At 65.1% G+C, this 26027-nt stretch carries 27 protein-coding genes and 1 pseudogene; 13 read left to right on the plus strand and 15 right to left on the minus strand.

Annotation, left to right across the window (positions count from 1 at the left end; all coding sequences use genetic code 11):
* Positions 1-235: 235 nt before the first annotated feature.
* Positions 236-1333: a quinone-dependent dihydroorotate dehydrogenase gene (locus Q2M23_RS36975; RefSeq protein ID WP_225642147.1), complete on the minus strand. Its 1098-nt coding sequence runs from the start codon at positions 1331-1333 to the stop codon at positions 236-238.
* Positions 1330-1674 carry a DUF952 domain-containing protein gene (locus tag Q2M23_RS36980; RefSeq protein ID WP_316398669.1) on the minus strand — a complete coding sequence of 115 codons (345 nt, stop codon included), beginning with the start codon at positions 1672-1674 and terminating at the stop codon, positions 1330-1332. The genes Q2M23_RS36975 and Q2M23_RS36980 overlap by 4 nt, the downstream gene beginning before the upstream one ends.
* Positions 1675-1874: 200 nt before the next feature.
* On the opposite strand from Q2M23_RS36980, the gene Q2M23_RS36985 reads away from it, so the two are divergent.
* On the plus strand, positions 1875-2528 hold the full coding sequence (locus Q2M23_RS36985; protein WP_016844853.1) for a helix-turn-helix transcriptional regulator: 654 nt from the start codon (positions 1875-1877) through the stop codon (positions 2526-2528).
* Between the two features lie 182 nt (positions 2529-2710).
* Here Q2M23_RS36985 and Q2M23_RS36990 read toward each other — a convergent pair whose 3' ends face one another.
* Positions 2711-3496, minus strand: coding sequence for a class II aldolase/adducin family protein (locus Q2M23_RS36990; protein WP_316398670.1), 786 nt, complete (start codon positions 3494-3496; stop codon positions 2711-2713).
* Positions 3497-3756: 260 nt separating this feature from the next.
* On the opposite strand from Q2M23_RS36990, the gene Q2M23_RS36995 reads away from it, so the two are divergent.
* Entirely contained in the window at positions 3757-4689 is a 933-nt protein-coding gene (locus tag Q2M23_RS36995) for a 2-dehydropantoate 2-reductase (protein WP_316398671.1), read from the plus strand.
* 12 nt (positions 4690-4701) lie between these two features.
* On the opposite strand, the gene Q2M23_RS37000 is transcribed toward Q2M23_RS36995, so the two are convergent.
* The 5 genes from Q2M23_RS37000 to Q2M23_RS37020 all read right to left on the minus strand — a co-directional run bounded on the left by Q2M23_RS37000 (position 4702) and on the right by Q2M23_RS37020 (position 9061).
* Positions 4702-6342: a lysine--tRNA ligase gene (locus tag Q2M23_RS37000; RefSeq protein WP_316398672.1), complete on the minus strand. Its 1641-nt coding sequence runs from the start codon at positions 6340-6342 to the stop codon at positions 4702-4704.
* 181 nt (positions 6343-6523) lie between these two features.
* Entirely contained in the window at positions 6524-7549 is a 1026-nt protein-coding gene (locus Q2M23_RS37005) for a transporter substrate-binding domain-containing protein (protein ID WP_316398673.1), read from the minus strand.
* A gap of 91 nt (positions 7550-7640) precedes the next feature.
* Entirely contained in the window at positions 7641-8231 is a 591-nt protein-coding gene (locus Q2M23_RS37010) for an SCO family protein (RefSeq protein ID WP_316398674.1), read from the minus strand.
* A gap of 18 nt (positions 8232-8249) precedes the next feature.
* Complete coding sequence (locus Q2M23_RS37015; protein ID WP_276486903.1) at positions 8250-8384, minus strand: hypothetical protein; 135 nt, start codon at positions 8382-8384, stop codon at positions 8250-8252.
* A gap of 209 nt (positions 8385-8593) precedes the next feature.
* Complete coding sequence (locus Q2M23_RS37020; protein ID WP_057016040.1) at positions 8594-9061, minus strand: hypothetical protein; 468 nt, start codon at positions 9059-9061, stop codon at positions 8594-8596.
* 278 nt (positions 9062-9339) lie between these two features.
* Here Q2M23_RS37020 and Q2M23_RS37025 point away from each other — a divergent pair, with 278 nt between their 5' ends.
* On the plus strand, positions 9340-10998 hold the full coding sequence (locus tag Q2M23_RS37025; RefSeq protein ID WP_316398675.1) for an FAD-binding dehydrogenase: 1659 nt from the start codon (positions 9340-9342) through the stop codon (positions 10996-10998).
* Between the two features lie 85 nt (positions 10999-11083).
* On the opposite strand, the gene Q2M23_RS37030 is transcribed toward Q2M23_RS37025, so the two are convergent.
* Both Q2M23_RS37030 and Q2M23_RS37035 read right to left on the minus strand, forming a co-directional pair.
* Positions 11084-11443, minus strand: coding sequence for a hypothetical protein (locus tag Q2M23_RS37030; RefSeq protein ID WP_168858453.1), 360 nt, complete (start codon positions 11441-11443; stop codon positions 11084-11086).
* 219 nt (positions 11444-11662) lie between these two features.
* Positions 11663-12010, minus strand: coding sequence for a helix-turn-helix domain-containing protein (locus Q2M23_RS37035; protein WP_316398676.1), 348 nt, complete (start codon positions 12008-12010; stop codon positions 11663-11665).
* A 105-nt stretch (positions 12011-12115) separates the two neighbouring features.
* Here Q2M23_RS37035 and Q2M23_RS37040 point away from each other — a divergent pair, with 105 nt between their 5' ends.
* Positions 12116-13567 carry a CDGSH iron-sulfur domain-containing protein gene (locus Q2M23_RS37040; protein WP_316398677.1) on the plus strand — a complete coding sequence of 484 codons (1452 nt, stop codon included), beginning with the start codon at positions 12116-12118 and terminating at the stop codon, positions 13565-13567.
* A gap of 120 nt (positions 13568-13687) precedes the next feature.
* On the plus strand, positions 13688-14038 hold the full coding sequence (locus tag Q2M23_RS37045; protein WP_028334578.1) for a RidA family protein: 351 nt from the start codon (positions 13688-13690) through the stop codon (positions 14036-14038).
* A 76-nt stretch (positions 14039-14114) separates the two neighbouring features.
* On the opposite strand, the gene Q2M23_RS37050 is transcribed toward Q2M23_RS37045, so the two are convergent.
* Complete coding sequence (locus Q2M23_RS37050; RefSeq protein ID WP_410469814.1) at positions 14115-15272, minus strand: alpha/beta fold hydrolase; 1158 nt, start codon at positions 15270-15272, stop codon at positions 14115-14117.
* A gap of 279 nt (positions 15273-15551) precedes the next feature.
* Entirely contained in the window at positions 15552-16616 is a 1065-nt protein-coding gene (locus Q2M23_RS37055; RefSeq protein ID WP_316398678.1) for an aromatic ring-hydroxylating dioxygenase subunit alpha, read from the minus strand.
* A gap of 107 nt (positions 16617-16723) precedes the next feature.
* On the opposite strand from Q2M23_RS37055, the gene Q2M23_RS37060 reads away from it, so the two are divergent.
* From Q2M23_RS37060 to Q2M23_RS37090, 7 genes are all read left to right on the plus strand, one after another.
* On the plus strand, positions 16724-17632 hold the full coding sequence (locus Q2M23_RS37060) for a LysR family transcriptional regulator (RefSeq protein WP_316398679.1): 909 nt from the start codon (positions 16724-16726) through the stop codon (positions 17630-17632).
* A 93-nt stretch (positions 17633-17725) separates the two neighbouring features.
* On the plus strand, positions 17726-18415 hold the full coding sequence (locus Q2M23_RS37065) for an RNA polymerase sigma factor (RefSeq protein ID WP_076832431.1): 690 nt from the start codon (positions 17726-17728) through the stop codon (positions 18413-18415).
* A 95-nt stretch (positions 18416-18510) separates the two neighbouring features.
* Positions 18511-19032 (plus strand): DUF4142 domain-containing protein, encoded by a 522-nt coding sequence (locus tag Q2M23_RS37070; protein WP_316398680.1) that lies wholly within the window; start codon positions 18511-18513, stop codon positions 19030-19032.
* Between the two features lie 11 nt (positions 19033-19043).
* On the plus strand, positions 19044-19364 hold the full coding sequence (locus Q2M23_RS37075; protein WP_199805199.1) for a cupredoxin domain-containing protein: 321 nt from the start codon (positions 19044-19046) through the stop codon (positions 19362-19364).
* Positions 19365-19458: 94 nt separating this feature from the next.
* Complete coding sequence (locus Q2M23_RS37080) at positions 19459-19821, plus strand: nuclear transport factor 2 family protein (RefSeq protein WP_028339048.1); 363 nt, start codon at positions 19459-19461, stop codon at positions 19819-19821.
* Positions 19822-19984: 163 nt separating this feature from the next.
* Positions 19985-20782 carry a helix-turn-helix transcriptional regulator gene (locus Q2M23_RS37085; protein WP_316398681.1) on the plus strand — a complete coding sequence of 266 codons (798 nt, stop codon included), beginning with the start codon at positions 19985-19987 and terminating at the stop codon, positions 20780-20782.
* A gap of 109 nt (positions 20783-20891) precedes the next feature.
* Positions 20892-22061 carry a cytochrome P450 gene (locus Q2M23_RS37090; RefSeq protein ID WP_316398682.1) on the plus strand — a complete coding sequence of 390 codons (1170 nt, stop codon included), beginning with the start codon at positions 20892-20894 and terminating at the stop codon, positions 22059-22061.
* A gap of 6 nt (positions 22062-22067) precedes the next feature.
* Here the strand turns inward: Q2M23_RS37090 and Q2M23_RS37095 are convergent, their stop codons facing one another.
* Both Q2M23_RS37095 and Q2M23_RS37100 read right to left on the minus strand, forming a co-directional pair.
* On the minus strand, positions 22068-22997 hold the full coding sequence (locus tag Q2M23_RS37095) for a dihydrodipicolinate synthase family protein (protein WP_316398683.1): 930 nt from the start codon (positions 22995-22997) through the stop codon (positions 22068-22070).
* 36 nt (positions 22998-23033) lie between these two features.
* Positions 23034-24198: pseudogene (locus Q2M23_RS37100) on the minus strand (NADH:flavin oxidoreductase/NADH oxidase).
* 246 nt (positions 24199-24444) lie between these two features.
* On the opposite strand from Q2M23_RS37100, the gene Q2M23_RS37105 reads away from it, so the two are divergent.
* Positions 24445-25464 carry an LLM class flavin-dependent oxidoreductase gene (locus Q2M23_RS37105; protein WP_057016030.1) on the plus strand — a complete coding sequence of 340 codons (1020 nt, stop codon included), beginning with the start codon at positions 24445-24447 and terminating at the stop codon, positions 25462-25464.
* Positions 25465-25818: 354 nt separating this feature from the next.
* Here Q2M23_RS37105 and Q2M23_RS37110 read toward each other — a convergent pair whose 3' ends face one another.
* Positions 25819-25992 (minus strand): hypothetical protein, encoded by a 174-nt coding sequence (locus Q2M23_RS37110; RefSeq protein WP_194295406.1) that lies wholly within the window; start codon positions 25990-25992, stop codon positions 25819-25821.
* Between the last annotated feature and the right edge of the window lie 35 nt (positions 25993-26027).

Here is a 26027-nt window from a genome sequence, read left to right on the forward strand (position 1 = left end):
CCAGCCGTCGGAAATCAACCATCTCACCTGACCAGATGGAGCTCCACTATGCCTGAATTTCCCCGGACACCCCTGCCTGAAAGGGGGAAGGTCGGGATGGGGGTCAGCCGCAGGCGACGCAGCTCATGGAGAGAGCTGATCCCCACCCGCTTTGCTCTGGCGAGCAAAGCGACTTCCCCTTTTCAAGGGGAGGTTAGGGCGCAGCCGGATTTCGCTTCATCCGGGCTACCCGCACCTACCTCACCGGCCACTCCTCGGCTGTAATCGTCGCCGCATCGGCGCCGACGATTTCCGACAGCGAGTCGCGGCCGGTGCGCAGCAGGGTCGAGGACAGATCGCGCTTGATGTCGTCGACGAGGCCAAGGCCCTTGTAGACCAGCGAGGAATAGAGCTGGATCAGGCTGGCCCCGGCACGAATCTTGGTCAGTGCGGCGCCGCCGCTATCGATGCCGCCGACGCCGATCAGCGGAAACGCGCCTTCGACACGGACATAGGTCTCGGCCACCATCCGCGTCGACAGCCGGAACAGCGGACGGCCCGACAGGCCGCCCTGCTCCTTGGCGCGATTCTCCTCGCGCAAGGTCGAGGGCCGCGCCAGCGTGGTGTTGGCGACGATCATGCCGTCGACGCGGCGCGAGCGGGCGATGTGCACGACGTCGTCGAGCTCGGCGAGGCTGAGGTCGGGCGCGATCTTGAGCAGGACCGGCGAATCGCCGGCGTTCTTGCGCACGCGCTCGCGGGTATCGATGACCCGCGCCAGCAGATCGTCGAGCGCCGCCGATTGCTGCAGATTGCGCAGGCCGGGCGTGTTCGGCGAGGAGACGTTGACGGTGAAATAGCTCGCGACCGGCGCAAACGTCTCGATCAGCTTCACATAATCGGCTGCGCGGTCGGGCGAATCCTTGTTGGCCCCGACATTGACCCCGACGATGCCGCCGGCGCTGGCGCGCGCGGCGAGCCGCCGCAGCACGGCCTCCGCACCGTCATTGTTGAAGCCCATGCGGTTGATGACGGCCTCGTCGCGCTCCAGGCGAAACAGCCGCGGCCGCGGGTTGCCGCCTTGCGGCTTCGGCGTCACCGAGCCGATCTCGACAAAGCCGAAGCCGAGCCGCAGCAGCGCGTCGGGCACCTCCGCGCTCTTGTCGAAGCCCGCCGCCATGCCGATCGGATTTGGAAAGTTGAGTCCGAAGGCGCGCACCGCGAGCTTGGGATCATCCGGCCGCTGCCGGATCGGCGGCAGCAGCTTCAGGCCCTGGATCGCCATGCGATGGGCATCCTCGGGATCGAACCAACGCAGCAGCGGCAGCGAAAAGGCGTCGAAGGCACGGATCACGGCTTGAGCTCCGGAACGTCGTGGCCACCGTCGGAGCGCGCGCGCAGGTCGAGGATCTCGGTGACGGCGCCGAGGTCGAGCTCGCCATAGAGATGCGGGAACAGCTCGTCATTGCGCGACCGCTCCCAGCGCAGGGCATCGCCCAGCGCATCGGCATCGACCGCGACCAGGAACAGGCCGGTTTGCCCGTGGTAGTGCTTGCGCGCGGTCTCGGCCACCTGTGAGGCGGTGGAAAAATGGATGAAGCCGTCGCGTTTGTCGTCGGCACTGCCCCGGTATACGCCCTGCCGCTCGGCCTCGCGCCAGGCCGAAGCGAGGGTGATTTTGTAGATCATCGGCACGGGCCGGCCTTCCCTTTTGTCCTTGAGTCCCTTGGGGTTTTATCCGGATTTGAGGGGAAATGCCCCAGACGCCATCTGGCGAGCGAGGGACCGTATCGGCGGCGGCGGCGCAACTCAAGCGGTGCCGGGGCACATCGGCCGACAGATTTGCGAAAACGCCAAGTTTCAGGCAATAATTCCTACCATCCGGGATACCCTCGATGGCCAAACAGCCCAAAGCCACCCGACCGCTGACCCACGCGCAGGTCTGGGCCGCGCTCGACCGGCTCGCCGAACGCGCCGGGCTGTCGCCGTCGGGCCTTGCCAAGCAGTCCGGCCTCGACCCCACCACCTTCAACAAATCCAAGCGCGTGACCGGCGACGGGCGCGAGCGCTGGCCCTCGACCGAATCGCTCTCCAAGGCGCTGGCCGCGAGCAATGCCAGCATGGAGACCTTCGTGCAGTTGCTCGGCGATGGCGCGCGCGGCGGACAGTCGGTGCCGCTGATCGGCTTCGCGCAGGCCGGAGCCGGCGGCTATTTCGACGACAGCGGCTTTCCCGCCGGCAAGGGCTGGGATGAAGTGGCGCTACCGGCGACGTCAGACGAACACGCCTATGCGCTGGAGATCGAGGGCGACTCGATGAAGCCGGCCTATCGCGAAGGTGACATCATCGTGGTGTCACCCGCGACCGCGATCCGCCGCGGCGACCGCGTGGTGGTGCGCACGACCGGCGGCGAGGTGATGGTGAAAGAATTGAGACGCCGCACCGCCAAGATGCTCGAACTCGCATCACTCAATCCGGAGCACCCCGACCGCATGCTCGATGCCGAGGAAGTCGCGTGGATCGCACGCGTGGTGTGGGCGAGCCAGTGATTGGGCAGGTAAACGCCGACGTCGTCCCGGGCAAGCGAAGCGCGACCCGGGACCCATAACCACCACTCATTGTGCTTGAGCGAGCTGGGGCCACAGCTGGCTTCGACAACATGACCCTGTGGTTATGGGTCCCGGCTTTCGCCGGGACGACGGCGGAGGTTGCGGCGCGCTCCCTGCCAGCCTTACGTCGCGTAGTCCGGTTCCTTGCGATCCAGCATCCGCTTCAGCGCATCGAAATGCCGCTGCGCCGGGGACGGGCCGTTGTAGAGATGGTCGTCGCGGAAATCGCGCTTGGTCTTCTCCACCACATGCTGCGGCAATTGCTTGAGCGGCTGCTGGGTCCACATCGCGTAGATCTGCACCTGTGCCGCGCGCTCGATGTAATAGAGCCGGTCATAGGCATCGGCGACCGTCTCGCCGACGGTCGAGATGCCGTGATTGGCCATGAACAGGATGGTCTTGTTGCCGATCACCCTGGCGAGCCGCGCGCCTTCCTCTGGATCAAGCGCGGGGCCGGTGTAGAGATCGTCATAGGCAATCGCCTCCGACAGCCCGACCTCGGTCTGGCCGATCTCCTTGATCCGCGGATCCTCGAGCCGCGTCAGCGCGCTCGCATAGGGCATGTGGGTGTGGAACACCGCCTTGGCCTGCGGCAGCGCCTTGTGGACCGGCGCATGGATGCAATAGCAGGAGCGCTCGACCTCACCCTCGCCGCGCTTCACCTCGGCATCGTCGATGCCGACCTCCATGAAGGAGGATGCTGTCACCTCCGACCAGTGCATGCCGAACGGGATCTGGTAGTAGCGGTCGGTGCGGCCGGGCACCACCAAGGTGAGGTGGTTGAAGATACCTTCCGAAAAGCCGTGGATGTAGGCGAGCCGATGCGCCGCCGCGAGATCGACCCGCGCCTGCCATTCCTCGGCGCTCGAACTGTCCTGCAGCGATGTCGGCGAAACCCTGAACTGCATGCGCATGCTCCCATCTGTGCCGGCCTCTCGGCGGAGGCCGTGCTGATTTTATGGATACAAGTGTAGCGCAATCCGGCGCCAGGCTCCGGTGAAATTGCCGATGGCCTGCTATCCGAATTTTGCGGGCTCGGCGTCATTATGTGATGATGCGCTGCGAAGACCGCGGATCGGCGGCTTCGTTGGCTGCGGCGGAAAGCCACATGAGCGGCCTGCACTTTCCAACCCAACGTAACACACTCCGCAAAGCCCAGAGTTACGCAATGACAGGACCATCCGACCGCAAGACCATCGCCATCGTCGGCCTCGGCAGCATCGGCGGCATCATCGCCGGCCTGCTGCGCGCGGTCGACAAGCATGACGTGATCGCCTGTGTCCGGCGGCCGCTCGATCGGCTCACGGTCGAGCGGGCGGAGGGCACGGTGGAAGTGCCGCTGCGCGCCCTCACCGATCCGGCAGCGGCTACGCCGGTCGACTGGGTGTTGTTGTCGACCAAGGCGCAGGACACGGAATCGAGCGCGCCCTGGCTGCAAAGGCTGTGCGGGCCGCGGACGCGCGTCGCGGTGCTGCAGAACGGCATCGGCCACGCGGAGCGGCTGGCGCCATTGGTCGGCGCCGCCACGGTCGTGCCGACCATCGTCTATTACAACGGCGAGCGGCTGGCGCCGGATCGCGTCCGTTTCCGCCGCGCCGGCGAGCATGAATTCGCGGTTGCCGATGACACAGACGGACGCGCGTTCGAAGTGCTGCTGGATGGCACGGCGATGCGCGTGCGGCGCTCCGCCGATTTCACCACGCTGGCGTGGCGCAAGCTTCTGCTCAATGCGGTCGCCAATCCGATCACCGCGCTCACCTTGCAGCGGCAGGCGGTGTTCCGCCGCGCGGACGTCAAGGCGTTGTGCCGCGCCATCCTCGAGGAGGCCGCGAATGTCGGCCGCGCCGACGGCGCCCAGCTCGCGCCCGACGAGGCCGAGCTGATGCTGGCGACGTTGTTGACCTATCCGCCAGACGCCGGCACCTCGATGTATTTCGATCGTGTCGCGGGACGCCCGTTCGAAGCCGACGCTCTCACCGGCGCGATCGTCGCGGCCGGCGAACGGCACGGCGTGCCGACGCCGCTCAACGGCCTGCTGCTGACGCTGTTGCGCGCCACCAGCGACGGCCTGCGCGACGCGGCGCAGGCCGAGCGGCGATGAGCGGCGCGATCCCTACGACGACCGCGCCAGCGCGCCGTCGATCATGTTGACCGCGTTCTGCACGCCGTAGACCGCGACGAAGGAGCCGAAGCGCGGGCCCTTCTCCTGGCCGAGCAGCACCTGGTAGAGCATGTTGAACCAGTCGAGCGAGACGCCCGGACGGCCGTCCTTGCCCTTCTTGACCATGTCGAGGAACGGCTCGCGGCGGCCGATCTCATAGACCACGTTCTGGATGTCTTCCGCGCTCGCGTTCGCCGGCATGTTGGCGAGCGCATCGCGCAGATCCTGCAGCGCGGCGCGCTCTCCCTCGGTCGGCTCGCGGAACTGCTTGGTCGGCGCCACGAAGTCGCGATAGTAGTTGATGGCGTAGCCGACCATCGCATCGAGCTTCGGATGGGTCTGCGGCGTCACGCCCGGCCGGTAGCGGCCGATGAAGCCCCACAGTGTCTCGGCATTCTCCGCGTTCGACGACGACACCAGCGTCAGCAGCAGCTGGAAGGTGACGGGCATGTCGGCCTGCGGCGGCTTGCCGGAATGGATGTGCCAGACCGGATTCTGCAGCTGCTGCCGCGCTTCCTGCCGCGTGAAGCCGTCGAGGAATTGCTGGTAGTCGTCGACATTGCGCGGAATGACGTCGAAATAGAGCCGCTTCGCCGCCTTGGGTTCGCGATACATGAACAGCGACAGCGATTCCGGCGAGGCATAGCGCAGCCACTCGTCGATCGTCAGGCCGTTGCCCTTCGACTTCGAGATCTTCTGGCCCTTCTCGTCGAGGAACAGTTCGTAGTTGAAACCTTCCGGCGGCGTGCCGCCGAGCGCCGAGCAGATCTTGCCCGACAGCTTCACCGAGTCGATCAGGTCCTTGCCGGCCATTTCATAGTCGACACCGAGCGCGTACCAGCGCATCGCCCAGTCCGGCTTCCATTGCAGCTTGCAGCGGCCGCCGGTGACAGGAACCGTGACGGTCTCCTTGCTATCGGGGTCTTCATACGAGATCGTGCCGGCCTTGGCGTCATGCGCCGTCACCGGCACGTAGAGCACAAGGCCGGTGCGCGGACAGATCGGCAGGAACGGCGAGTAGCTCGCCGCGCGCTCCTCACGCAGCGACGGCAGCATGATCGCCATCACCTTCTCGATCCGCTCCAGCATGCGCAGCAGCGCGGCATCGAAGCGGCCGGAGGTGTAGTACTCGGTCGAACTCGCGAACTCGTAGTCGAAGCCGAACTGGTCGAGAAAGGCGCGCAGCCGCGCATTGTTGTGCTGGCCAAAGCTCGGATGGGTGCCGAACGGATCGGGCACCTTGGTCAGCGGCTTGCCGAGATGCCGCTCCAGCAGCTCCTTGTTCGGCACGTTGTCCGGCACCTTGCGCAGGCCGTCCATGTCGTCGGAGAAGGCGAGCAGGCGCGTCTTGATCTTGTCCTCGGTGAGCACGCGGAAGGCGTGGCGCACCATCGTGGTGCGCGCGACTTCGCCGAACGTGCCGATATGCGGCAGGCCCGACGGGCCGTAGCCGGTCTCGAACAGCACCTCGTCCTTGGGATTTTTCTTCAGCCGCGCCACAATCGCTTTCGCCTGCTCGAACGGCCAGGCGTTGGATTGTTCGGCGAGCGCCCGCAGGTCGCTCGGGCTGGCAGAAGGATCAATCACGGACATTCCTCAGGTTCTCTCCAAAAAGGCCGCGAAAACTAACGCTTTCGCGGCAAAATGCAAAACGACGGGACGTTTGTCGTCATTCCGGGGCGATGCGCAGCATCGGACCCGGAATCTCGAGATTCCCCGGGGTGCAATTGCACCCCTGAGGTCTGGTCCTACGGACCATCCCGGAATGACGAACTCAGAACGGGCTGACCGAGAAATAGCGCAGCCACAGATCGGTGAAGCGGCCTTTTTCCCAGATCCGGAACAGCGCCCAGTTCAGCGACTGCCGGAGCAGGTCGTTGCCCTTGCGGACGGCGATGCCGACGCCCTCGCCGAAATAGCGGCTCTCGACAAAGGGGCCGCCGGCAAAGGCGCAGCATTCGGCGGAATCGGTGCCGTTGATCCAGAACGCGAGCGAGATCGCATCGCCGAAGATGAAGTCAACCTCGCCGCGGCGCAGCGCCGCGCGCAGCGCGTCGTTATCCGGATAGGAATGGATCTCGGCGTCGGTGAACATCGCCTTGAGGTAGGCCTCGTGCGAGGTCCCGGCGATGACGCCGACCTTCTTGCCCTCGAGATATTCCGGGCGGATTTCCGGCATCGCGTTGTCACGGCGCGACACGAAGCGGGCCGGCGCGCGGTAATAGGGATCGGTGAAATCGACCTTGGCGCGCAGCTGCGGCGTCACGGCCATCGACGCGATGATGGCGTCGCCCCGGTTGGTCGCCAGGGCATCGATCAGGGTCTCGAAGCGGCGCATCTGGATGGTGCAGGTGACCTTGATCTCGTCGCAGAGCGCGCGCGCCAGGTCGACGTTGAAACCGGCCGGATTGCCGTCGGGACCGGTGAAATTGAACGGCGGATAGTCGGTCTCGGTCAGAAAGCGGATCACGGTGAGGCGCGACAGGTCCGGGCGGTCCGGCCGGCGCCGCGGGTCCCAGAAACCCGGCACCGCCTGCGGCGCGGCCTCGGTAGCTTTGGAGGGCATGGTCGGGGCCGGCGGGGCGGCAGCGGCCGGTGGTGTTGCGGGCGCCGTTTGCGCAGGGGCCGCCTTGGTGGGCGGAGCCGGAGCAGGAGCCGTCTTGGCTGCCGGCGCCTGTGCGGGGGGTGTCTGTGCAATTGCAGGGTACGCCAAGGCCAGCAAGGCAGCCGCGATCATGCCCGCGGCCAGGCGAAGCTGGCGCGAACGGACGGCAAAGGGCTGGACAGGCGGATTTGGCATAACCGGCAATTTCAGGAAATTGAACGGCTTATAGCCGAATCGGCGCCTGAAGCGAGCGCCGATTGGGTTAATTCTGAACCGGAAATGGCGATCAGAGGTACCGTTTGAGATCGGCCGCCGCTTCTTCCGGCGTCCGTTTCAGATTGAACGGCGCGACGAAATGACCGTCGCGGTCCATCAGATAGATCAGCGCGGTGTGGTCCATCGTGTAGTCGCCATCCTTCAGCGGCACTTTCTTGGCGTAGACACGATAGCTCGACAGGACCTTGGTGATCGCGGCGGGATCGCCGGTCAGGCCCTTGAGGTGCGGATCGAAGCTCGACAGGTAATCCTTCATCGCGGTGGCGGTGTCGCGTTCCGGATCGACCGAGACGAAATAGGCATTCACGCGATCGGCGTCCTTGCCCATCGCCTTCAGGACCTCCGAGATCTCGAACAGCGAGGTCGGGCAGATGTCCGGGCAATGGGTGAATCCGAAGAAAATCAGGGTCGGCTTGCCCTGGAGGTTCTTGTCGGTAACGGTCTGGCCGGACTGGTCGGTGAGCTGGAACGCCCCGCCGATCGCGGCCGGCGCGGCAACGGTGCGCAAGCCGCCGATCGCCCACAGCATGAGGAACAGGCCGACCGCCAGACTGCCCGCGAAGGCAGCGAAGATCACCAATGGGCGCGTGGTCCGGGGCATGATGCGAGGGCGTCCTTGTCAGAAGCAGGCGGAGATGCCGGCCGTGATCATTTCGAAAAACACCGCGGTCCCGTAGTGGAACCAGAGCGCGGCAGCGGCAAGCAGGGCCAATCCGCCGATGCCGGCCGCACCCCACAGGATCGCAGACGCCACCCGGGTCTGTGGAGCCGTTACGAGCTCGGATCGGGTGGAGATCGGCTGAACCATGAGGCTGAGATAAGCCGGGTTCCGGCAGGCAGCAAGCGCAATGGCGGTCGCAGGCCGTCAAATGATGGCGAGCTAATCCGGTGCCGGCGCGTTCATGCCCCGGCGTCTGCCGAGGCCAATGGCCGACGAGGGTCAAGCAGAGAAGCAGCCGGAGCTTAGTGCGCGGGCTTCGGCGCCGAGGCCTGGGCGTTGAGGTAGCACGGCTTGTACAGCGCCTGCAGTTGCTTGCCGCGCAGGAAGATCATGCGCCGGGTCAGGCCACCACGCCCCGAAATCCATCTGCGTACCGCCGGCGGATACATCAGGTACAGCATATGGGTGGCTTCGGGATTAGGGACCGGACGGCCGTTATCGCCGTAATCCCAGGCTGCGTGGAAGCCGAGGCTGGCGTGCGAGGTCACACAAATCCGGTCGTGAGGAACCTTGCCGAGCACGATGGTGCAGGCCGAGGCACACAGCCCGTCGATGATGACCGTCTCGCCCGAAGTCCGCAGGTCCTGATACCTGTCGACATAGACGCCGATCTTGCCGCCGCGATCGTCGGCGATCCTGACTACAGCTTGAGACACCCCCATTCCCGCCAGCAGGAGAACCGCAGCGAGCAACCCCGTCATCAACTTCATTTTGGCCAGCCCCAGTCGAAACCGAATCTGTTTGGTCTGTGATGCAAGACAATCGTGAGCGTGTTGCGCGCGCGGATTTTTGTCCAGACGAGTGAAGCCGGTCAAAACAAATTCAAATTGGGTGTTGCGCGCACGCTGCAGTGAAAGTGGGGAAAGGTCCCAAACTGGAACAGCGCGGCGCACGTGCTTGGTGCTCCGCCGCCACAGGCAAGGTCCATTTGGCGTTGACCGCACGCAATGAGGCGGTCTTGAATCTCGGCGGGACGGGGGACCTGAACATGGCTGACGATGCAGATGTGATCGTGATTGGCGCGGGGCTTGCCGGTCTCGTGGCCGCAACCGAGATCGCCGACGCAGGCAAGCGCGTGATCGTGCTCGACCAGGAAGGGGAACAAAGCATCGGCGGCCAGGCCTTCTGGTCGTTTGGCGGCCTGTTCCTGGTCGATTCGCCGGAGCAGCGCCGGCTCGGCATCAAGGATTCGGTCGAGCTCGCATTACAGGACTGGATGGGCACCGCCGGTTTCGATCGCGAAGAGGATTACTGGCCGCGCAAATGGGCCGAGGCCTATGTCGCATTCGCTGCGGGCGAGAAGCGCGACTGGCTGCGTGCCATGGGCCATCGCATCTTCCCGGTGGTCGGCTGGGCCGAGCGCGGCGGTTACGACGCGATGGGCCATGGCAATTCGGTGCCGCGCTTCCACGTCACCTGGGGCACCGGACCCGGCATCGTCGAGCCGTTCGAACGCCGCGCGCGCGAAGCCGCGAAAAGCGGACGGCTGGTATTCAAGTTCCGCCACCGCGTCGATGCGCTCAGTGTCACCAACGGTGTGGTCGACGGCGTCAGCGGCGCGATCCTGGAACCGAGCTCGGTCGAGCGCGGCAAGAGTTCCTCGCGCAACGCCGTCGGCGATTTTTCCTTCCGTGCGCCTGCGGTAATCGTCGCGTCCGGCGGCATCGGCGGCAATCATGATCTGGTGCGGCAGAACTGGCCGAAGCGGCTTGGCGAGCCGCCCAAATTCATGATCTCCGGCGTGCCCGAACATGTCGACGGCCGCATGATCGGCATCACCGAGGCGGCGGGCGGCCGGCTGATCAACCGCGACCGCATGTGGCACTATGTCGAGGGCATCCGGAACTGGAACCCGATCTGGCCGCGTCACGGCATCCGGATCCTGCCGGGTCCGTCGTCGCTGTGGTTCGACGCGACGGGCACGCGGCTGCCGGCACCGCTGTTCCCGGGCTCCGACACGCTCGGGCAACTGCACTACATCATGGGCACCGGCTACGATTATTCGTGGTTCATCCTGACCCAGAGCATCATCAAGAAGGAGTTCGCGCTGTCGGGCTCGGAGCAGAACCCGGACCTTACCGGCAAGAGCTGGCGCATGACGATCAAGCGCGCCACCAACAAGGGCGCGCCGGGGCCGGTGGAGGCGTTCAAGCAGCACGGCGCCGACTTCATCGTGCGCGACAATCTCGCCGATCTGGTCGGCGCCATGAACAAGCTCGCCGGCAACGACCTGTTGCAGCTCGACGCCATCAAAAACCAGATCGAGGCGCGCGATCGCGAGATCACCAACCCCTACGTCAAGGATGCGCAGGTGATGAACCTGCACAATGCGCGGCGCTATATCGGCGACAAATTGATCCGCACCGCGAAGCCGCACCGGATCCTCGATCCCGAGCACGGCCCGCTGATCGCGGTGAAGCTCAACATCCTCACCCGCAAGACGCTCGGCGGGTTCGAGACTGATCTCGAGTCGCGCGTGTTCAGCAACGATCACCAGATCATCCGCGGCCTCTACGCGGCTGGCGAAGCCGCCGGCTTCGGCGGCGGCGGCGTGCACGGCTATCGCTCGCTGGAAGGCACGTTCCTCGGCGGTTGCCTGTTCTCGGGCCGCAACGCGGGACGTGCGGCGGCGAAGGCGGTGAACTGAGGCGTGCTACTCCGAGATTCAGTCGTTGGCCCGCCGGCGTGAACCGGCGGGCTTTTCAGCGGAAGTTCCCCGAGCCGTGTTGCGATCAGGCCGTCTTGGTGAAAAGCGTCAGGATGCCGTTGGTGAGATTGACCGCGACAACTTGTGCCGAGCTGAGGCCCTTCGCCTTCAGCGCGGATACCGCTTCTTCAGACGCGTCGATGGAACCGCGAAGGTTCCGCAGGTCGTCTTCGCTTGCCTTTGCGACGACAGCCTCGACCTTCGACCGGGCGTCGGGCTTGAGTTCCTTGATGTCCACGACCTGGATGCTCCGGATGGCGGTGGGCTGATCAGATTGAGCCTGCGGCATCGCCTTCGGTTGCGTTCCCTGCACCTGCGCCCAGGCAGGTGTTCCAAGCGAGAGCGCCGCAACGATGACGGATGCCGTAGAGATACGGATGTGCATGAGCATTCCTTGTGTTGATTGCCCCCAACATCCGGCGAGAACGCACTCTTCTCGCTTAAGGTTCCGGCCGGAAATCCGTTCGTCGCAGGGGCGCTGCCAAAATATCGAAAACAACCCCATGCAAAGTAGCCGGCGGTAGCCAGCGTTCGACCAGACAACTTGACACGTCCGGCAACTCAGGGGTATTATTCTAATATTCCGAAATTACGCATTCTTGCTCTAGTCCGCCTCCGCGCTGAGGAAGCGGACGCCGAACGTATCGGCGTTGGCTTCGCCCCAATCGTAGAGTGCCTGCAGCATCGGCTTCAGCATCTCGCCGCGCTTGGTCAGGCAATAGCGCGAGGAGCCGCCGCCGCGCTCCTGCCTGACGAAGCCTGAATTGCAGAGATCGCGCAGGCGCTCGGTCAACACCTTGTCGCTGAGCTGCGGGATGTCGTGGCGCAATTCGCCGTAGCGCATCGGCCGGACCTTCAGCCGGCTCAGGATCACGGTCTTCCATTTGCCGCTGAGCTGATCGATCGAGAACTCGACCAGGCAACCATATTTGCGCTTGGTCTTGCGGATCATTGCAACTCTCCCGCGGCACTTTCCATCTGGTTCGTTGAGAGCCGCCATTGATCCATCTAAGCACGCATTGCACGGGTTGGGCGAGTTCAGGGATCATTGCAAGGCATGACGGACGACAATTCCGCCCAAGGTCCAAGCGACAAGCAACAGCCGCGCAAACGCATCGTCGTCAGACGCAACGGGCCCTACGAACCGGAGCCCGGCATTCCGATCGTCGATCATCTCGGCGTGCCGATCGCAGCCGAGGCGCCAATGCGGCTGTGCCGCTGCGGACAATCGCAGACCAGGCCGTTCTGCGACGACAGCCACGTCGCGCGCGGCTTCACCGACGCGAGGGATCCGCGGCGCGCGCCGGACAGGCTCGAGGTCTATGCCGGGCAGCAGGCGTTCGTGTTCGACAATCGCGGCACCTGCGCGCATTCCGGCTTCTGCACCGACCGTCTCACCTCCGTGTTTCGTCTCGGCGAGCAGCCTTTCATCGCACCCAGCGGGGCGCGGTTTGACGACCTCCTCAACGCGGTGCGCAGATGCCCCTCGGGCGCGCTTGGCATCGGTATCGGCCCCAAGCGTGACGCCAGCCTGTCCGACGTCAGCAGGCCGCCGCAGATCGAAGTGTCGAAAGACGGGCCCTATCGCGTCACCGGCGATGTCGAACTGGTCGATGAGGATGGCGCGCCGATCACACAGAACGCGGGCGCGTCGCAAGAGCATGTCAGCCTGTGCCGCTGCGGCGCGTCGCTGAACAAGCCGTTTTGCAGCGGCATGCATTGGAACGTCGCGTTTCGCGATCCCGATCCCGATCCGATGCGCGAGCCGACGCTGTTCGAATGGGCCGGCGGCTATCCGGCGCTGCTCGACATGACGCGCATCTTCTACAGTCGTTACGTGCCGGAAGATCCGCTGCTCGGTCCGCTGTTCGCCGAGATGTCGCCGGACCATCCGGAGCGGGTGGCGGCGTGGCTCAGCGAGGTGTTCGGCGGCCCGCGCTTCTACACCGAGCGCTATGGCGGCTATCGGCGGATGGTGTCGCAGCACATCGGCAAGGAGATCCGGCCGGAGCAGCGCACATTGTGGGCGACCTACATGGTGCAGAGCGCCGACGATGCGGGCTTACCGAGCGATCCGGAATTCCGCGCCGCCTTCGTCGCCTATATCGAATGGGGCTCGCGGATCGCGGTGGAGAATTCCGGCGCCGGCGCGGCACCGCCGCCGAACATGCCGGTGCCGCGCTGGTGGTGGGTCTGCAACGCGACGCCGGCCGCACGGCCGTCCACAACCGCGAGCGATACGCAGGCCGCAAACGACATCAGCGTGGCACTCCCCGGCCCCGGCGAGGCCGTGCAATTCGAACAACACATCCGACCGCTGTTCCGGCCGATGGACCGCAGTTCGATGCTGTTCGGCTTCGATCTCTGGAACGAGGCGGATGTCGCCAGGCATTGCCGGCAGATACTGGCCCGCCTTGAGGCCGGCACCATGCCGTGCGACGGCGCATGGCCGGCCGAGCGAGTGGCACTGTTCGCGCGCTGGGCGAATGGGCAGAATCCGCCGACCTGATTGCGCCGAGCCGATCTCGGAGCAATTTCGAGCGATTTCGGTGAACGGCGCTGCAAATTGTGCAGTGGCGGCGCTCGCTCTGGCAGGTTAGACAGTGCCCGCCATTCAGTGGAGACCCAAATGAGCATTCAGCGTTTCGAAACCGGCCCGCGCATGAGCCAGGCCGTCGTGCACGGCAACACCGTCTATCTCGCCGGCGTCGTCGCCGGCAAAGCCGCGGGCGGCAGCGTCACCGACCAGACCAAGGACATCCTGTCGATCATCGACGGCCACCTCGCCAAGGCCGGCACCGACAAGTCGAAGCTGCTCAGCGCGACGATCTACATCACCGACATGAAGACGTTCCCGGAAATGAACGCGGTGTGGGACGGCTGGGTCTCGCAGGGCAACACCCCGGCCCGCGCCACCGTCGAGGCCAAGCTGGCGGCGCCGCAGTACAATGTCGAGATCATGGTTGTCGCGGCGAAATAGACGCGACGCACGTCATCCAAAGGATACCGGATGCCCCGGATTGCAAAGCGCAATTCGGGGCATTTTCATCTAGCACTCACGCGCTGATCCGCGCTCGCTCGCCCGCAGCCTCACCGAGATCGGACTGAAGCCAGCGGGCAATCCGGCGCCATGAACCGGCGAGAGCCTTGCAGCCCATGAACAGTCCGAGGTGACCACACGGCTCGGTATGGCATTGCAGCCACGCGGGCGGCGTGGCCAAGAGCGGCGCTGTCGCAAATGCCTGGTCGGGCGGAACAACGATGTCGTTCTCTGCGGCGAGCAGGAAGACGGGCTGCTTCACGGCAGCGAGATCGACCTTGCAGCCAAGCGCAACGAAGTCTCCAGCCGCGATCCGGTTCTGGCGAAAGATCCAGTCGGTCACTTCGAGGTAGTAGGTGCCCGGCAGATCGAGCGTCTCGTCATTCCAGCGCGTGAAGCGATCGAGCAACGCCCGCGCATCCTCCGAATTGCGGTCGAGCCGCCTCTGCAGCGCCGCTTCCGCGTCACGCATGGTGAACGGGATGCTCCAGGCCTGCAGCATGTGCTTGCCGCTGATGATCCCATCCCCCTGACGGACCAGCGCCTCGAAGCCTTGCGGTGGAAGCGAGGCGACCATCCGGGAAAGCTCCGACGGTACCGAGACGTCGACCGGGCTGCCGGCAAGCACAAGCCGCCGTACCTTGCCGGGAAAGCGCGCCGCATAGAGCAACGACAGCCAGCCGCCCTGACAGAGACCTGCAAGGTCGACCGGCGGCCCGATCGTGTCGACGGCCACGTTGAGATCGGACAGAAAGGTGTCGATCGAGAAATATCGCATCTCCGGTGCCGCCGAGCGCCAATCCGTGAGATAGAGACGCGCAACGCCAGCCTTCTGGAACGCCTCCATCAGGCTGTGGCCGGGGGCAAGATCCGCAATCTGCGCGCGATGCAGCGCATAGGGCGCGCAGACCAGCAGCGGCCGGCCTTCGGCCGCTCTCGAGAAATCCAGCAGGCACATCGACGGCAGTTGAAGCGCGACCGAATGGGCTGTCGTCCAGGGCAGCGCCGCCGCTTCGCCCGGCGAATCCGTGGGCTCGGGCGGACGGTTAGGGTACCACTGCGAGTATATGTCCAGCGCCAATCGCGCGGCTTCAAACGGCCATAGCCAGGCGTCCTGCGCCCAGCCGGTGCTCGCACTTCGATCCGATCGATCCGTCTTTTCGGGCAAGCTCATTCACCGATTGATCGCTACCGGGATGGTCTGGCCAACGCGGGTCACCTTCACGCCGACAAATTCAGGTCGGATCAGTTTACGCCAAACCGGCTGGAGCGGCAGCCACGCCGGGATGTCACGATCTCGCGACCCCGGCGCCGCTTGCTGCCAAGCAGCAAACGTCCGTCGTTTCAGCGGACCAAAGCGCGATGAGATTGGGTTGAATCATCATCGCGCTTTAGCTCCTTGTTTGAGCATGATCTTTTCGGAAAACCGCTCCACACTTTTCCGGATCATGCTCTAGGCGGCGCGCGCCGTGCCCTTCTCCGCCTCGAGCTTGCGCGCGAACAGCCAGCGGAAATAGGTCAGCGGCGCATCGGCGCCGATCGCGAGCAGCTGATAGTCCGGATCGGCGTCGAACACGCGCTGCTGCGCCTCGATGATATCCTTGTCCTCGTTGAACCCTTCCTCGAGGCTGTGCCGCAGCGACAGCGCGATGTTCGGATTGTCGATGTCGAAATCGTGCAGATAATTCCAGAAGAAGTGTGTGGTCGAGCGCGTCTCCGGCGTCATGAACTGCGCGTTGCGATACGACCGCGTGCCCGGAACCTGGACGCCCTTCTCGACGCCCTGCCCCGCCGGCGCAAACGTGGTGTCGAGCGTGAAGATGCCGGGCACGATCATGCGGCCGATATTGCGGCGGTCGATCTTATCGGTTTTGTTCGAGATCACCTTCTTGTGGTAGGGCGGCGGCTCGGCGCCCATGTGCCAGCGCTCGACACGGAAACCGTCGTCCAGCTTCTCGATCGCGACCGGCTTGGTCTGGTAGGCGTATTCCTCGGAGCCGCCGAGCGTGTTGGTGTGCACGAAGGCGAGATGCGCGAAGTCGCTGAGGTTGTCGACAATCAGGAGCCAATTGGCCTTGTAGTGCATGTAACCCGGCAGGCCGCGCCATCTGGGATCCTCGAGCGGCGGATAGTCGAGGATCAGTTTCGGATCGGCCTTCTCCGGATCGCCGGTCCAGATGAAGATCAAATTGTAGCGCTCGACCACGGGATAGCTGCGCACGCCGAGCTTCGCGGGGATCGTGTCCTGGCCGGGAATCTGGATGCATTTGCCGTCGGCAGCGAACTTCATGCCGTGGTACATGCACCTGATGTCGTCGCCCTCGATGCGTCCCATCGAAAGCGGCGCGGCGCGATGACAGCAGCGGTCGTCCAGCGCGACGACTTTGCCGCTCGACCCGCGATAGAGCACGATCGGCCGTTCCAGGATGGTGCGCGCGACCATCTTGCCGTCGATCAGTTCGTGATTCCACGCCGCCACGTACCAGGTGTTGCGCAGGAAAATTCCGTCGTCAGCCATCTCACCCTCCCGATGCAAGATTTGGTTGCGACGAGGTTAGGTGATTGCGGTCACCGGGATAATCCGATTTGGCTGGACACACTGTACCGGTGGATGGACAATCGGCCATGGAGTGGCGCGACTGGGAGCTGTTTTGCGAGGTTGTCGAGCATGGCGGCTTCACAGCGGCTGCGCGCGTGCTCGGCCATCCCAAATCGAGTCTCAGTGCTGCGGTGCAGCGTCTCGAAGCCAATCTCGGGCTGCGGCTGATCGAGCGCACCACCCGGCACCTGCGGCTGACCGATTCCGGCGAGACCATCTATCGCAAGGTGCGCCCGCTGTTCGCGGCGCTGCACGACACCCACAGCGAGGCGCTGGCGATGTCCAGCGCGGTTGCGGGCACGCTGCGCATCAAGGCGCCTTATGAATTCGGCGCGCATCATGCGGGGCCGGTCGCCTGCGCGGTGATGGGCCGCTATCCGGAACTCGCGATCAGGATCGATGTCGAGCATGACATCGTTAGTCCGATCGCCGAGAACTACGACATCGTATTTGCGATGCTGGAGGCACCGCTGCCGTCGGCCGGCATCGTGATCCGCCGCGTCTTCACGCTCGAGCGCGGCCTGTTCGCGGCACCCGCGCTGCTGGAGAAATTCGGCGAGCCGCGCACGCTGGATGATCTGAGAAAGCTGCCGCTGCTCACCGGCCCCAGCGATCCGCCATGGGCGATCACCGTTCCCGGCGGCGCGGTCGAGCATCTCGCGGTCGATCGCGCGCGCCTGACCAGCTCGAATGCCCATGTCCGGCTGCAGGCCGCGCTCGCCGGCCATGGCGTGCTGCGGGTCACCGCCAGCTATACCCGCGCCGTCGTCGCGGCCGGCGAGTTGCGGCGGCTGCTGCCCGACCATGCCTGCGAGCCGCTCAACGTGCATGCGCTGTTGCCGGCGCGGCAATTTGTCCCGGCGAAGGTGCGCTGCTTCCTCGATGCGATGGAGGCGCATGCGCGCGGGGATCCGGAGGCCTATATCAGGCCGTAGCGGTCTTTTTGGCCGATGACCATTTTCCCGGGAACCTGCACGGCCGGTCGGCATCCAATGATATTATTCCGCCAACAGTGAGGGCGACCCGCCATGCGCCAGGCCCATGTAACGTCCCTGCCGCCGACCAGCTCGGGCGATGCCGAGCTGGTGCAACGCGCGCTCGCCCGCGACGAGGCCGCGATCCGCGCCATCATGCAGGCGAATAATCGCCGGCTGTTCCGGCTGGCGCGCGGCATCCTGCGCAACGACCACGAGGCCGAGGACGTGGTTCAGGACGCCTATGTGCGCGCCTTTACCCATCTCGACCAGTTCCGCGGCGACTCCAGCCTGTCGACCTGGCTGTCGCGGATCGCGATGAACGAGGCGCTCGGCCGCCTGCGCCGCAGGCACAGCAGCGTCGAATGGTCCGATCTGCCGAAAGGCGCTCCTGAAGCCCAGATCATCCAGTTCCCCCTGTCGTCAACGGACGATCCGGAAAAATCCATGGCCCAGCGTGAGATCCAGCGCGTCGTCGAGCACGCGATCGACGAGCTGCCCGAGGCGTTCCGCCTCGTCTTCATCACCCGCGTGATCGAGGGCATGAATGTCGAGGAGACCGCTGAGATCCTCGGCCTCAAGCCGGAAACCGTGAAGACCCGCCTGCACCGCGCCCGCACCATGCTGCGCGACAATGTCGAGCGGAAGATCGGCCCCGTCGTCATGGAGGCCTTTCCCTTCGCGGGCAAGCGCTGCGAGCGATTGACCGAGGCGGTTCTGAAACGGCTGCGCGCCACGGCCTGAATTTTTCGGGAACCTCTGCTCGCCCGCACCATCCAACTCCTGTGCAAGCAACGACGCGCCGCGCGCTACGCCCGGCTCAACAGGAGTTTCAAACCATGTTCGTTCGATTGGGTATCGCGGTCGCCGCGCTCAGCCTCCTCAACTGCGCTGCGCTGGCGCAGGGCGCAAAGCCGACCGATCCGCAGATCGCGCACATCGCCTATACGGCCTGTGTGATCGACATCAATGCCGCCAAGCAGGCGGAAGAGAAGGCCTCCAACAAGGAGGTCAAGGCGTTCGCCAAGGACATGGCGCGCGACCACGAGGCGGTGAACAAGCAGGCGCTCGACCTCGTCAAGAAATTGAAGGTGACGCCGGAGGACAACGACACCAGCAAGGCGCTGTCGAAACAGGCGGCCGACAAGCTCGCCGAACTCGGCAAGCTGAAGGGCGCCGCCTATGACAAGGCCTATATCGACAACGAGGTCGCCTACCACAAGGCCGTCAACACCGCGCTGGAGACGCAGCTGATCCCCTCGGCCAGCAATCCCGAGCTGAAGGGCCTGCTGCAAACCGGCCTGAAGATCTTCCAGGGCCACCAGCAGCATGCCGAACATGTTGCGGCCGGCCTGAAGTAAGGAGGCGCGCGATGTTGCCAGGACGCTGTCTCGCAACGCTGGCTTTGCTCGCGCTCGGCGCGATGGCTGTCCCGGCGCATGCGGCGACCATCCAGATCGTGATGGAGAATCTGGTGATCTCCCCGGCCGAGGTGTCGGCCAAGGTCGGCGACACCATCGAATGGGTCAACAAGGACGTGCTGGCGCACACCGCCACCGCGAAGAACGGCGACTTCGACGTGACGATCGCGCCCAAGAAGACGGTCAAGTCGGTCCTGACCAAGGCCGGCACGGTCGACTATTACTGCCGCTACCATCCCAACATGAAGGCGGTGCTGACGATCGCACCATAGCCCGCGCGATGACCTCAGAGGTAATCGATCGGCGCACGCGAACCTTCGATAGTCCGGACCGCCGTACAGTCCGGCACTATCGAAGGAGAGCACCATGACCGACCATGCCACCATCGCCCGCCGCTATATCGATCTCTGGAACGAGCGGACGCCGAGCCGGCGCCGCGAGATGCTGAGCGAGAACTGGACCGCCGATGCGCGCTATATCGATCCGCTGATGAGCGGCGACGGCCATGAGGGCGTCGACGCACTGATCGCGGGCGTGCAGCAGAAGTTTCCGGACTTCCGCTTCAAGCTGATCGGGGAGCCGAACGGCTTCGGCGACCATGTCCGGTTCTCCTGGGGCCTTGGCCCTGACGGCGTCGACAGCCCGATCAAGGGCACCGACTTCGCCATGCTGAAGGACGGCCGGATCAGGAGCATCACCGGCTTCCTCGACCAGGTGCCGGGCGCCTGAGGCGCCGCTTCCACGCCGGCGATGTCGCTGCCAGAGCGTTTTCGAGCGAAGTGGATCCCGGTTCGCGCCAGGAAAACGCGTCAAAACAAAGAATCCAGAGCCCCGTTCCGATTCCTTCGGAACGGAAAAGGCTCTAGTCTTCCCGAAACACAGGGAGGACGCCATGAAGGCAGATTACGCCTTCGAGACTTCTGTCGTCAGCGACATCACGCCGGCGCTGCTGGCGATCGGCCGCGACAGCTTTCCGCAAGCCCTGATCGGCGCGCTGCGCCGCGTCGCCGGTGTCGGTCATTGCATGGTATTCTCGTTCACCGGCCCGCGGACCGCCGCGTGCCTGCTCGATGTCGGCAACATCCCGACCGGGCGCGACCTCGGGATCGCCTATTCCGAACATTTCCATCAGGCCGACCCGAACCGCGATGCGGTGTTCGAGGGACGGGCGCAGCCCGCACCGATCGTGCTGCCGACCTTCGCCCGCCGCATGTACAGCGACGGCTACCGCAAGATCTTCTTCGACGACTCCGACATCGTCGACAAGTTCGCGTCCGCGATCTGGACCGGCGACACCTGCTTCTATGTCAACTTCTACCAGATCACCGCGCAAGGCCGCTTCAGCCGCGAGCAGATCGCGCGCCTGGCCGCGGTCGCTCCGGCGTTGACGGCGGCCGTGGCGCGGCATTTCCAGCGCGACCCGGCACCGGATGTTGATCCGATCGAGCGGTTGAAGATCCTGTTTGCGACCGCCGAGCCGCTGGCAAGGCTGACCGGGCGTGAGCAGGAGGTCTGCCTGCGCATCCTCTCCGGCCTCAGCTCGGAAGCGATCGCCGCCGAGCTCGGCATCGGGCTGCACTCCGCCCTCACCTATCGCAAGCGCGCTTATGACAAGCTCGGCATCTCCTCGCAGAACGAGCTGTTCGCGATCGCGCTGCGCCTGATGGCGTCGGCGCGTCAGTTGAACTGAGCGCGCTCCAGGCGATGGTCTCCCGCTGTCCCCAGCGGTGGGGACAGACGGGCCGCGCCGCCCGGCCTATGCTCGGTCCGAAAACCCGAGGCCAAACCGAGATCACGTCGTGAGCACCGCGCCCCATTTCAATATCGACGTCCCCGCCTTCTGGCAGGATCCCTACCCGGCGCTGGCGCGTATGCGCAAGGAGGCGCCGATCGCCTTCGTGCCGCAACTCGGCAGCACGCTGCTGTGCAGCCGCGACGACATCTTCATCTCCGAGAAGCAGATCGACGTGTTCTCGTCGCACCAGCCCGAGGGGCTGATGAACAAGCTGATGGGCCACAACATGATGCGCAAGGACGGCGATGCGCACATGAACGAGCGCAAGGCGATCTTTCCGGCGATCTCGCCCAAAACCGTCAGATCGCACTGGACGGCGCAGTTCGAAGCCCACGCGACGCGCATCCTCGACGAACTGAAGCCGGACGGCTTGGTCGATTTCGTGCAGGCGTTCGCGCTGCCGTTCTCGGCCGAATGCCTGAAGTCGATCACCGGCCTCACCAACATGCGCTTCCAGGACATGAACGCGTGGTCGCAGGGTATGATCGACGGCATCGCCAATTATGTCGGCGATCCCGCGATCGAGGCGCGGTGCCATGCGGCGACCTCCGGGATCGATGCCGCGATCGACGACATGGCCCCCAGGCTGCGCAAGACGCCCGACCTCAGCCTGCTCGGCGTGATGCTGCAGACCGACATGCCGATGGAGAGCGTGCGCGCCAATATCAAGCTTGCGATCTCGGGCGGCCAGAACGAGCCGCGCGATGCGATCGCCGGCACGGTATGGGCGCTGCTGACTCATCCCGACCAGCTTGCGCTGGCGACGAGCGGCACGATCCCGTGGCTGCAGGTGTTCGAGGAATATGCGCGCTGGATCTCGCCGATCGGGATGTCGCCGCGGCGGATCGCAAAGCCCTGGACGATCAGGGACGTCGCATTCGAGACCAATGAGCGCGTGTTCCTGATGTTCGGCTCGGCGAACCGCGACGAGAAGCACTTCGACAAGCCCGACGCGTTCGATGTGCGCCGCGACGCCAGCAAGAGCATCGCGTTCGGTGCCGGTCCACATTTCTGCGCCGGCGCCTGGGCCTCGCGCGCCATGGTCGCCGACGTCGCGCTGCCCGCGATCTTCAAGCGGCTGAAGAATCTGTGCCTGATCGAGCACCAGCCGGCGCGGATCGGCGGCTGGGCGTTCCGCGGCCTGCTGGATTTGCCGGTGACGTGGGACGCATAGCCCCCGTTACCGTCCCCAGCGCAGCACGACCGGATCGAGTGTCCGCGCGATCTCGATCAGCCCCGCGCGCGTCGCCGGATGCAGCGGTTGCAGCGGGTGGCGCACTGCATCGGACTTGATGACGCCGCCCTCGCGCATCAGCACCTTGCAGGCCTGCAGCCCGCATTGCCGGTTCTCGTAATTGATCAGCGGCAGCCAGCGCGCATAGGCCCCGACCGCCTCGTCGCGCCGGCCGGCGAAGAACGGATCCATGATCTGGCGGATGCCGTCGGGATAGCCGCCGCCGGTCATCGCGCCGGTGGCGCCGGCATCGAGATCGGCCATCAGCGTGATCGCCTCCTCGCCGTCCCACGGCCCCTCGATCTCGGCGCCGCCCTTCTCGATCAGGCCGCGCAGCTTGTTCGCCGCCATCGGCACCTCGATCTTGAAGTACCTGATATTGGCGAGCTCCTTCGCCATCCGCGCCAGGAAATCGACCGAGAGCGGCGTGCCCGCGACCGGCGCGTCCTGGATCATGATCGGGATGTTGATGGCATCCGACACGATCCGATAAAACTCATAGATGGCTGGCTCGCCGACGCGGAAGGTCGCGCCGTGATAGGGCGGCATGATCATCACCATCGCAGCCCCGGCGGCTTCCGCCTCGCGGCTGCGCGCGGCGCAGACCGCCGAGGAGAAATGCGTGGTGGTGACGATGACGGGAATGCGGCCGGCGACATGCTCGAGCACCGTATGCATCACGGTCTCGCGCTCGGCGTCGGTCAGCACGAACTGCTCGGAGAAATTGGCGAGGATGCAGATGCCGTGGGAGCCGGCGTCGATCATGAAGTCGACGCAGCGCCGCTGGCCATCGAGGTCGAGATTGCCGTTGGCGTCGAAGATGGTCGGCGCCACGGGGAAGACGCCGCGATAGGGGCGCTTTGCGACTGATGTCATGATAACGACCTCCCAGGTTGTTGTCGGATTTTCTTGTCAGCTCTGGCGGAACGGCAGCGGCGGGCCATCGAGCCGGCGCAGGCCCGGCTCGCGGCGCTCAAGCCACCAACCATACTGCTTCGGCCAGGACGCGAACACCTCGCCGCCTGCACCGCCGAGCGCGAGCTCGGCGTGCAGCGGCCAGTTCGGATCGAACAGCGCCTCGCGGCCGATCGCGACCAGGTCGGCCTGGCCGTTGGCCAGGACATCTTCTGCCTGCTGCGGATGCAGGATGAGGCCGACCGCGATGGTCGCAATGTCGGCGGCGCGGCGGATCTCATCGGCATAGGGCACCTGAAAGCCGTAGCCGCGCGGAATCCGCGCCGCGGTCGCCGAGCCGAGCAGGCCGCCCGACGAGCAATCGATCAAATCGACACCGCGCGCCCTGGCTTCGCGGGCGAACGCGACCTGGTCCTCGAGCGTCAGGCCGCCGTCGATACCGTCGACCGAGGAAATCCGCACCGACAGCGGCCGCTCCGCCGGCCAGGCCGCGCGCACGGTCTCGATGATCTCGAGCGGATAGCGCATCCGCCCGGCGATCGCCGCCATAGGCATCGGTGCGGCGGTTCGACAATGGCGAGAGGAATTCATGCAGCAGATAGCCATGCGCGCAATGCACCTCGACGAATTCGAAGCCGGCCTCCACCGCGCGCAAGGTGGCGCGCCGCCATTGCTCACGCAGCGCGGCGAGTTCGGCCGCGTCGAGCGCGTGCGGCATCAGCCAGCCGTCTTCCATCGGGATCGCGCTCGGCGCCACCGTCCGCCACGGCAGATCGCCGCGGCCGCGGTCGGCCTCATCGAGGGCGGCATTGCCGTACCAGGGACGCTGCATGCTGGCCTTGCGGCCGGCATGCTTGAGCTGGATCGAGGGCACTGCGCCATTGTCCTTGAGGAAGGCGGCGATCCGTTCGAGCGGCGCGATCTGCTCGTCGTTCCAGATGCCGACGTCGCCATGGGTGATGCGGCCCTCCGCGGTCACCGCCGCAGCCTCGACCATCACGAGCCCGGCGCCGCCCTGGGCAAATTTACCAAGATGGACAAGGTGCCAGTCATTGGCCAAGCCGTCGGTTGCCGAATACTGGCACATCGGCGAGATCAGGATGCGGTTTCGGGAGGTCACGCCGCGAAGCGTGATCGGCTGAAACAGAAGCGGCTGCGACATCGGGACCTGCGGGACGGTGTTGGCGGGAGAAATCGTGGCGGAAAGCTAGGCGGCGCGCCCCGGGATCGCAAGTCATGCCGCGGCGCAGGCGGCAAGACCTGCACGCATGCAGCACTTGCGGAGCGGCGCGATCTGCAAAACCGGCAACATCTGCCGCAGAAAATTTCCCGGCTGGTAGACACTTTCGGTCATCCCCGGGTCACGTCACGGATCGCAATTCGTCGCGGACATCCCTACATTGTCGGCATGAAGAAAATCGGATTCCTTTCGTTCGGGCACTGGACGCCCTCGCCGCAGTCGCAGGCCCGCTCGGCCGCGGATGTGCTGCTGCAATCCATCGACCTTGCGGTCGCGGCCGAAGAGCTCGGCGCGGACGGCGCGTATTTTCGCGTCCATCACTTCGCGCGCCAACTGGCCTCGCCGTTCCCGCTGCTGGCGGCCGTTGGCGCCAGGACCAGCCGGATCGAAATCGGCACCGCCGTGATCGACATGCGCTACGAAAATCCGCTCTACATGATCGAGGACGCCGGCGCGGCCGACCTGATCGCGAGGGGACGCCTGCAACTCGGCATCAGCCGCGGCTCACCCGAGCAGGTGATCGATGGCTGGCGCTATTTCGGCTATCAGCCGGGCGAGGGCGAAACCGATGCCGACATGGGCCGGCGTCATGCCGAGATCTTCCTCGACATGCTGCGCGGCCAGGGATTTGCGCAGCCCAATCCACGGCCGATGTTTCCCAATCCTCCTGGCCTGCTGCGGCTCGAACCACTCTCGGAAGGCCTGCGCGAGCGCATCTGGTGGGGCGCCGGCTCGAACGCCACCGCGGTGTGGGCGGCGAAGCTCGGGATGAACCTGCAAAGCTCGACGCTGAAGAACGACGAGACCGGAGAGGCTTTCCACGTCCAGCAGGCCGCCCAGATCCGGGCCTATCGTGCCGCCTGGAAGGAAGCCGGGCACACGCGCGAGCCGCGGGTCTCGGTGAGCCGCAGCATCTTCGCGCTGGTCGACGATCGCGACCGCGCCTATTTCGGCAACGGCCAGGAGGAAGACCAGATCGGCTTCATCGACGAGAGGACGCGCGCAATCTTCGGCCGCGGCTACGCCGCCGAGCCGGACAGGCTGATCGAGCAGCTCAAGACGGATGAGGCGATCGCAGAGGCCGATACCTTGCTTCTGACCGTCCCCAATCAGCTCGGCGTCGATTACAACGCGCATGTGATCGAGACGATCTTGACCCAGATCGCGCCCGCTTTGGGCTGGCGCTGAATCTATCGCACAACGTCAGCGATACTCGCCCGGCGCGCAGCCTCGTCACATCGAGCAGGACCGGGATAAGGACCCGCGCCGGCCGTCTTCTAGGGGGCTGTTGAGAGGGAACGGCCAGGCGCGGGCTTGAACCGACCGTTCTCGCCGGAGGTCGGTCGGCTCTATTCGACCAATGCCGGAACCCGCGACATCGTTCCGGCGGAACTTCGTTCTCAAACGCGGAGAACTACGGAAACATAACTGCGCGTTGTGAGAAGAACAGGTCGAGTACGGTGCGTTAGGCGCGCACGTTGCGTGAACAGATCGCCGTAATATCCCGGGATAATAGCGAAGGCCGTCTGCGGATTCCTTGGGTCAGGAATCCCTGTCGCGATTGCGCCGGGTGAGATCGAGCCGATCGACGCGCTCGTCGATCCGCCGGTTCAGCTCCTCGTCTTCTCGCGTATTGCTGCCGCGACGGGCGCGAACCACCAATGCACAACATCCGAGCAGAACGATCGCGAAGAACGCGTAGTACCACCATGCCATGCACTGATCTCAAATGAACGCTCGCGATACCGCCG

The organism is Bradyrhizobium sp. 33ap4 (genome assembly GCF_032654765.1).
GTDB lineage: Bacteria > Pseudomonadota > Alphaproteobacteria > Rhizobiales > Xanthobacteraceae > Bradyrhizobium > Bradyrhizobium australafricanum.

Bases quoted from the DNA above. Each gene is read 5' to 3' on its own strand.
- Q2M23_RS37025 (WP_316398675.1), top strand. From the start codon at position 9,340: ATGGCTGACGATGCAGATGTGATCGTGATTGGCGCGGGGCTTGCCGGT.
- Q2M23_RS37080 (WP_028339048.1), top strand. From the start codon at position 19,459: ATGACCGACCATGCCACCATCGCCCGCCGCTATATCGATCTCTGGAAC.
- Q2M23_RS37105 (WP_057016030.1), top strand. From the start codon at position 24,445: ATGAAGAAAATCGGATTCCTTTCGTTCGGGCACTGGACGCCCTCGCCG.
- Q2M23_RS36990 (WP_316398670.1), bottom strand. From the start codon at position 3,496: ATGCAGTTCAGGGTTTCGCCGACATCGCTGCAGGACAGTTCGAGCGCC.
- Q2M23_RS37085 (WP_316398681.1), top strand. From the start codon at position 19,985: ATGAAGGCAGATTACGCCTTCGAGACTTCTGTCGTCAGCGACATCACG.
- Q2M23_RS37060 (WP_316398679.1), top strand. From the start codon at position 16,724: ATGGAGTGGCGCGACTGGGAGCTGTTTTGCGAGGTTGTCGAGCATGGC.
- Q2M23_RS37070 (WP_316398680.1), top strand. From the start codon at position 18,511: ATGTTCGTTCGATTGGGTATCGCGGTCGCCGCGCTCAGCCTCCTCAAC.
- Q2M23_RS36985 (WP_016844853.1), top strand. From the start codon at position 1,875: ATGGCCAAACAGCCCAAAGCCACCCGACCGCTGACCCACGCGCAGGTC.
- Q2M23_RS37095 (WP_316398683.1), bottom strand. From the start codon at position 22,997: ATGACATCAGTCGCAAAGCGCCCCTATCGCGGCGTCTTCCCCGTGGCG.
- Q2M23_RS37075 (WP_199805199.1), top strand. From the start codon at position 19,044: ATGTTGCCAGGACGCTGTCTCGCAACGCTGGCTTTGCTCGCGCTCGGC.
- Q2M23_RS37110 (WP_194295406.1), bottom strand. From the start codon at position 25,992: ATGGCATGGTGGTACTACGCGTTCTTCGCGATCGTTCTGCTCGGATGT.
- Q2M23_RS37035 (WP_316398676.1), bottom strand. From the start codon at position 12,010: ATGATCCGCAAGACCAAGCGCAAATATGGTTGCCTGGTCGAGTTCTCG.
- Q2M23_RS37045 (WP_028334578.1), top strand. From the start codon at position 13,688: ATGAGCATTCAGCGTTTCGAAACCGGCCCGCGCATGAGCCAGGCCGTC.
- Q2M23_RS37000 (WP_316398672.1), bottom strand. From the start codon at position 6,342: ATGTCCGTGATTGATCCTTCTGCCAGCCCGAGCGACCTGCGGGCGCTC.
- Q2M23_RS37030 (WP_168858453.1), bottom strand. From the start codon at position 11,443: ATGCACATCCGTATCTCTACGGCATCCGTCATCGTTGCGGCGCTCTCG.
- Q2M23_RS37010 (WP_316398674.1), bottom strand. From the start codon at position 8,231: ATGCCCCGGACCACGCGCCCATTGGTGATCTTCGCTGCCTTCGCGGGC.
- Q2M23_RS37020 (WP_057016040.1), bottom strand. From the start codon at position 9,061: ATGAAGTTGATGACGGGGTTGCTCGCTGCGGTTCTCCTGCTGGCGGGA.
- Q2M23_RS37055 (WP_316398678.1), bottom strand. From the start codon at position 16,616: ATGGCTGACGACGGAATTTTCCTGCGCAACACCTGGTACGTGGCGGCG.
- Q2M23_RS37065 (WP_076832431.1), top strand. From the start codon at position 17,726: ATGCGCCAGGCCCATGTAACGTCCCTGCCGCCGACCAGCTCGGGCGAT.
- Q2M23_RS37005 (WP_316398673.1), bottom strand. From the start codon at position 7,549: ATGCCAAATCCGCCTGTCCAGCCCTTTGCCGTCCGTTCGCGCCAGCTT.
- Q2M23_RS37040 (WP_316398677.1), top strand. From the start codon at position 12,116: ATGACGGACGACAATTCCGCCCAAGGTCCAAGCGACAAGCAACAGCCG.
- Q2M23_RS37050 (WP_410469814.1), bottom strand. From the start codon at position 15,272: ATGAGCTTGCCCGAAAAGACGGATCGATCGGATCGAAGTGCGAGCACC.
- Q2M23_RS36995 (WP_316398671.1), top strand. From the start codon at position 3,757: ATGACAGGACCATCCGACCGCAAGACCATCGCCATCGTCGGCCTCGGC.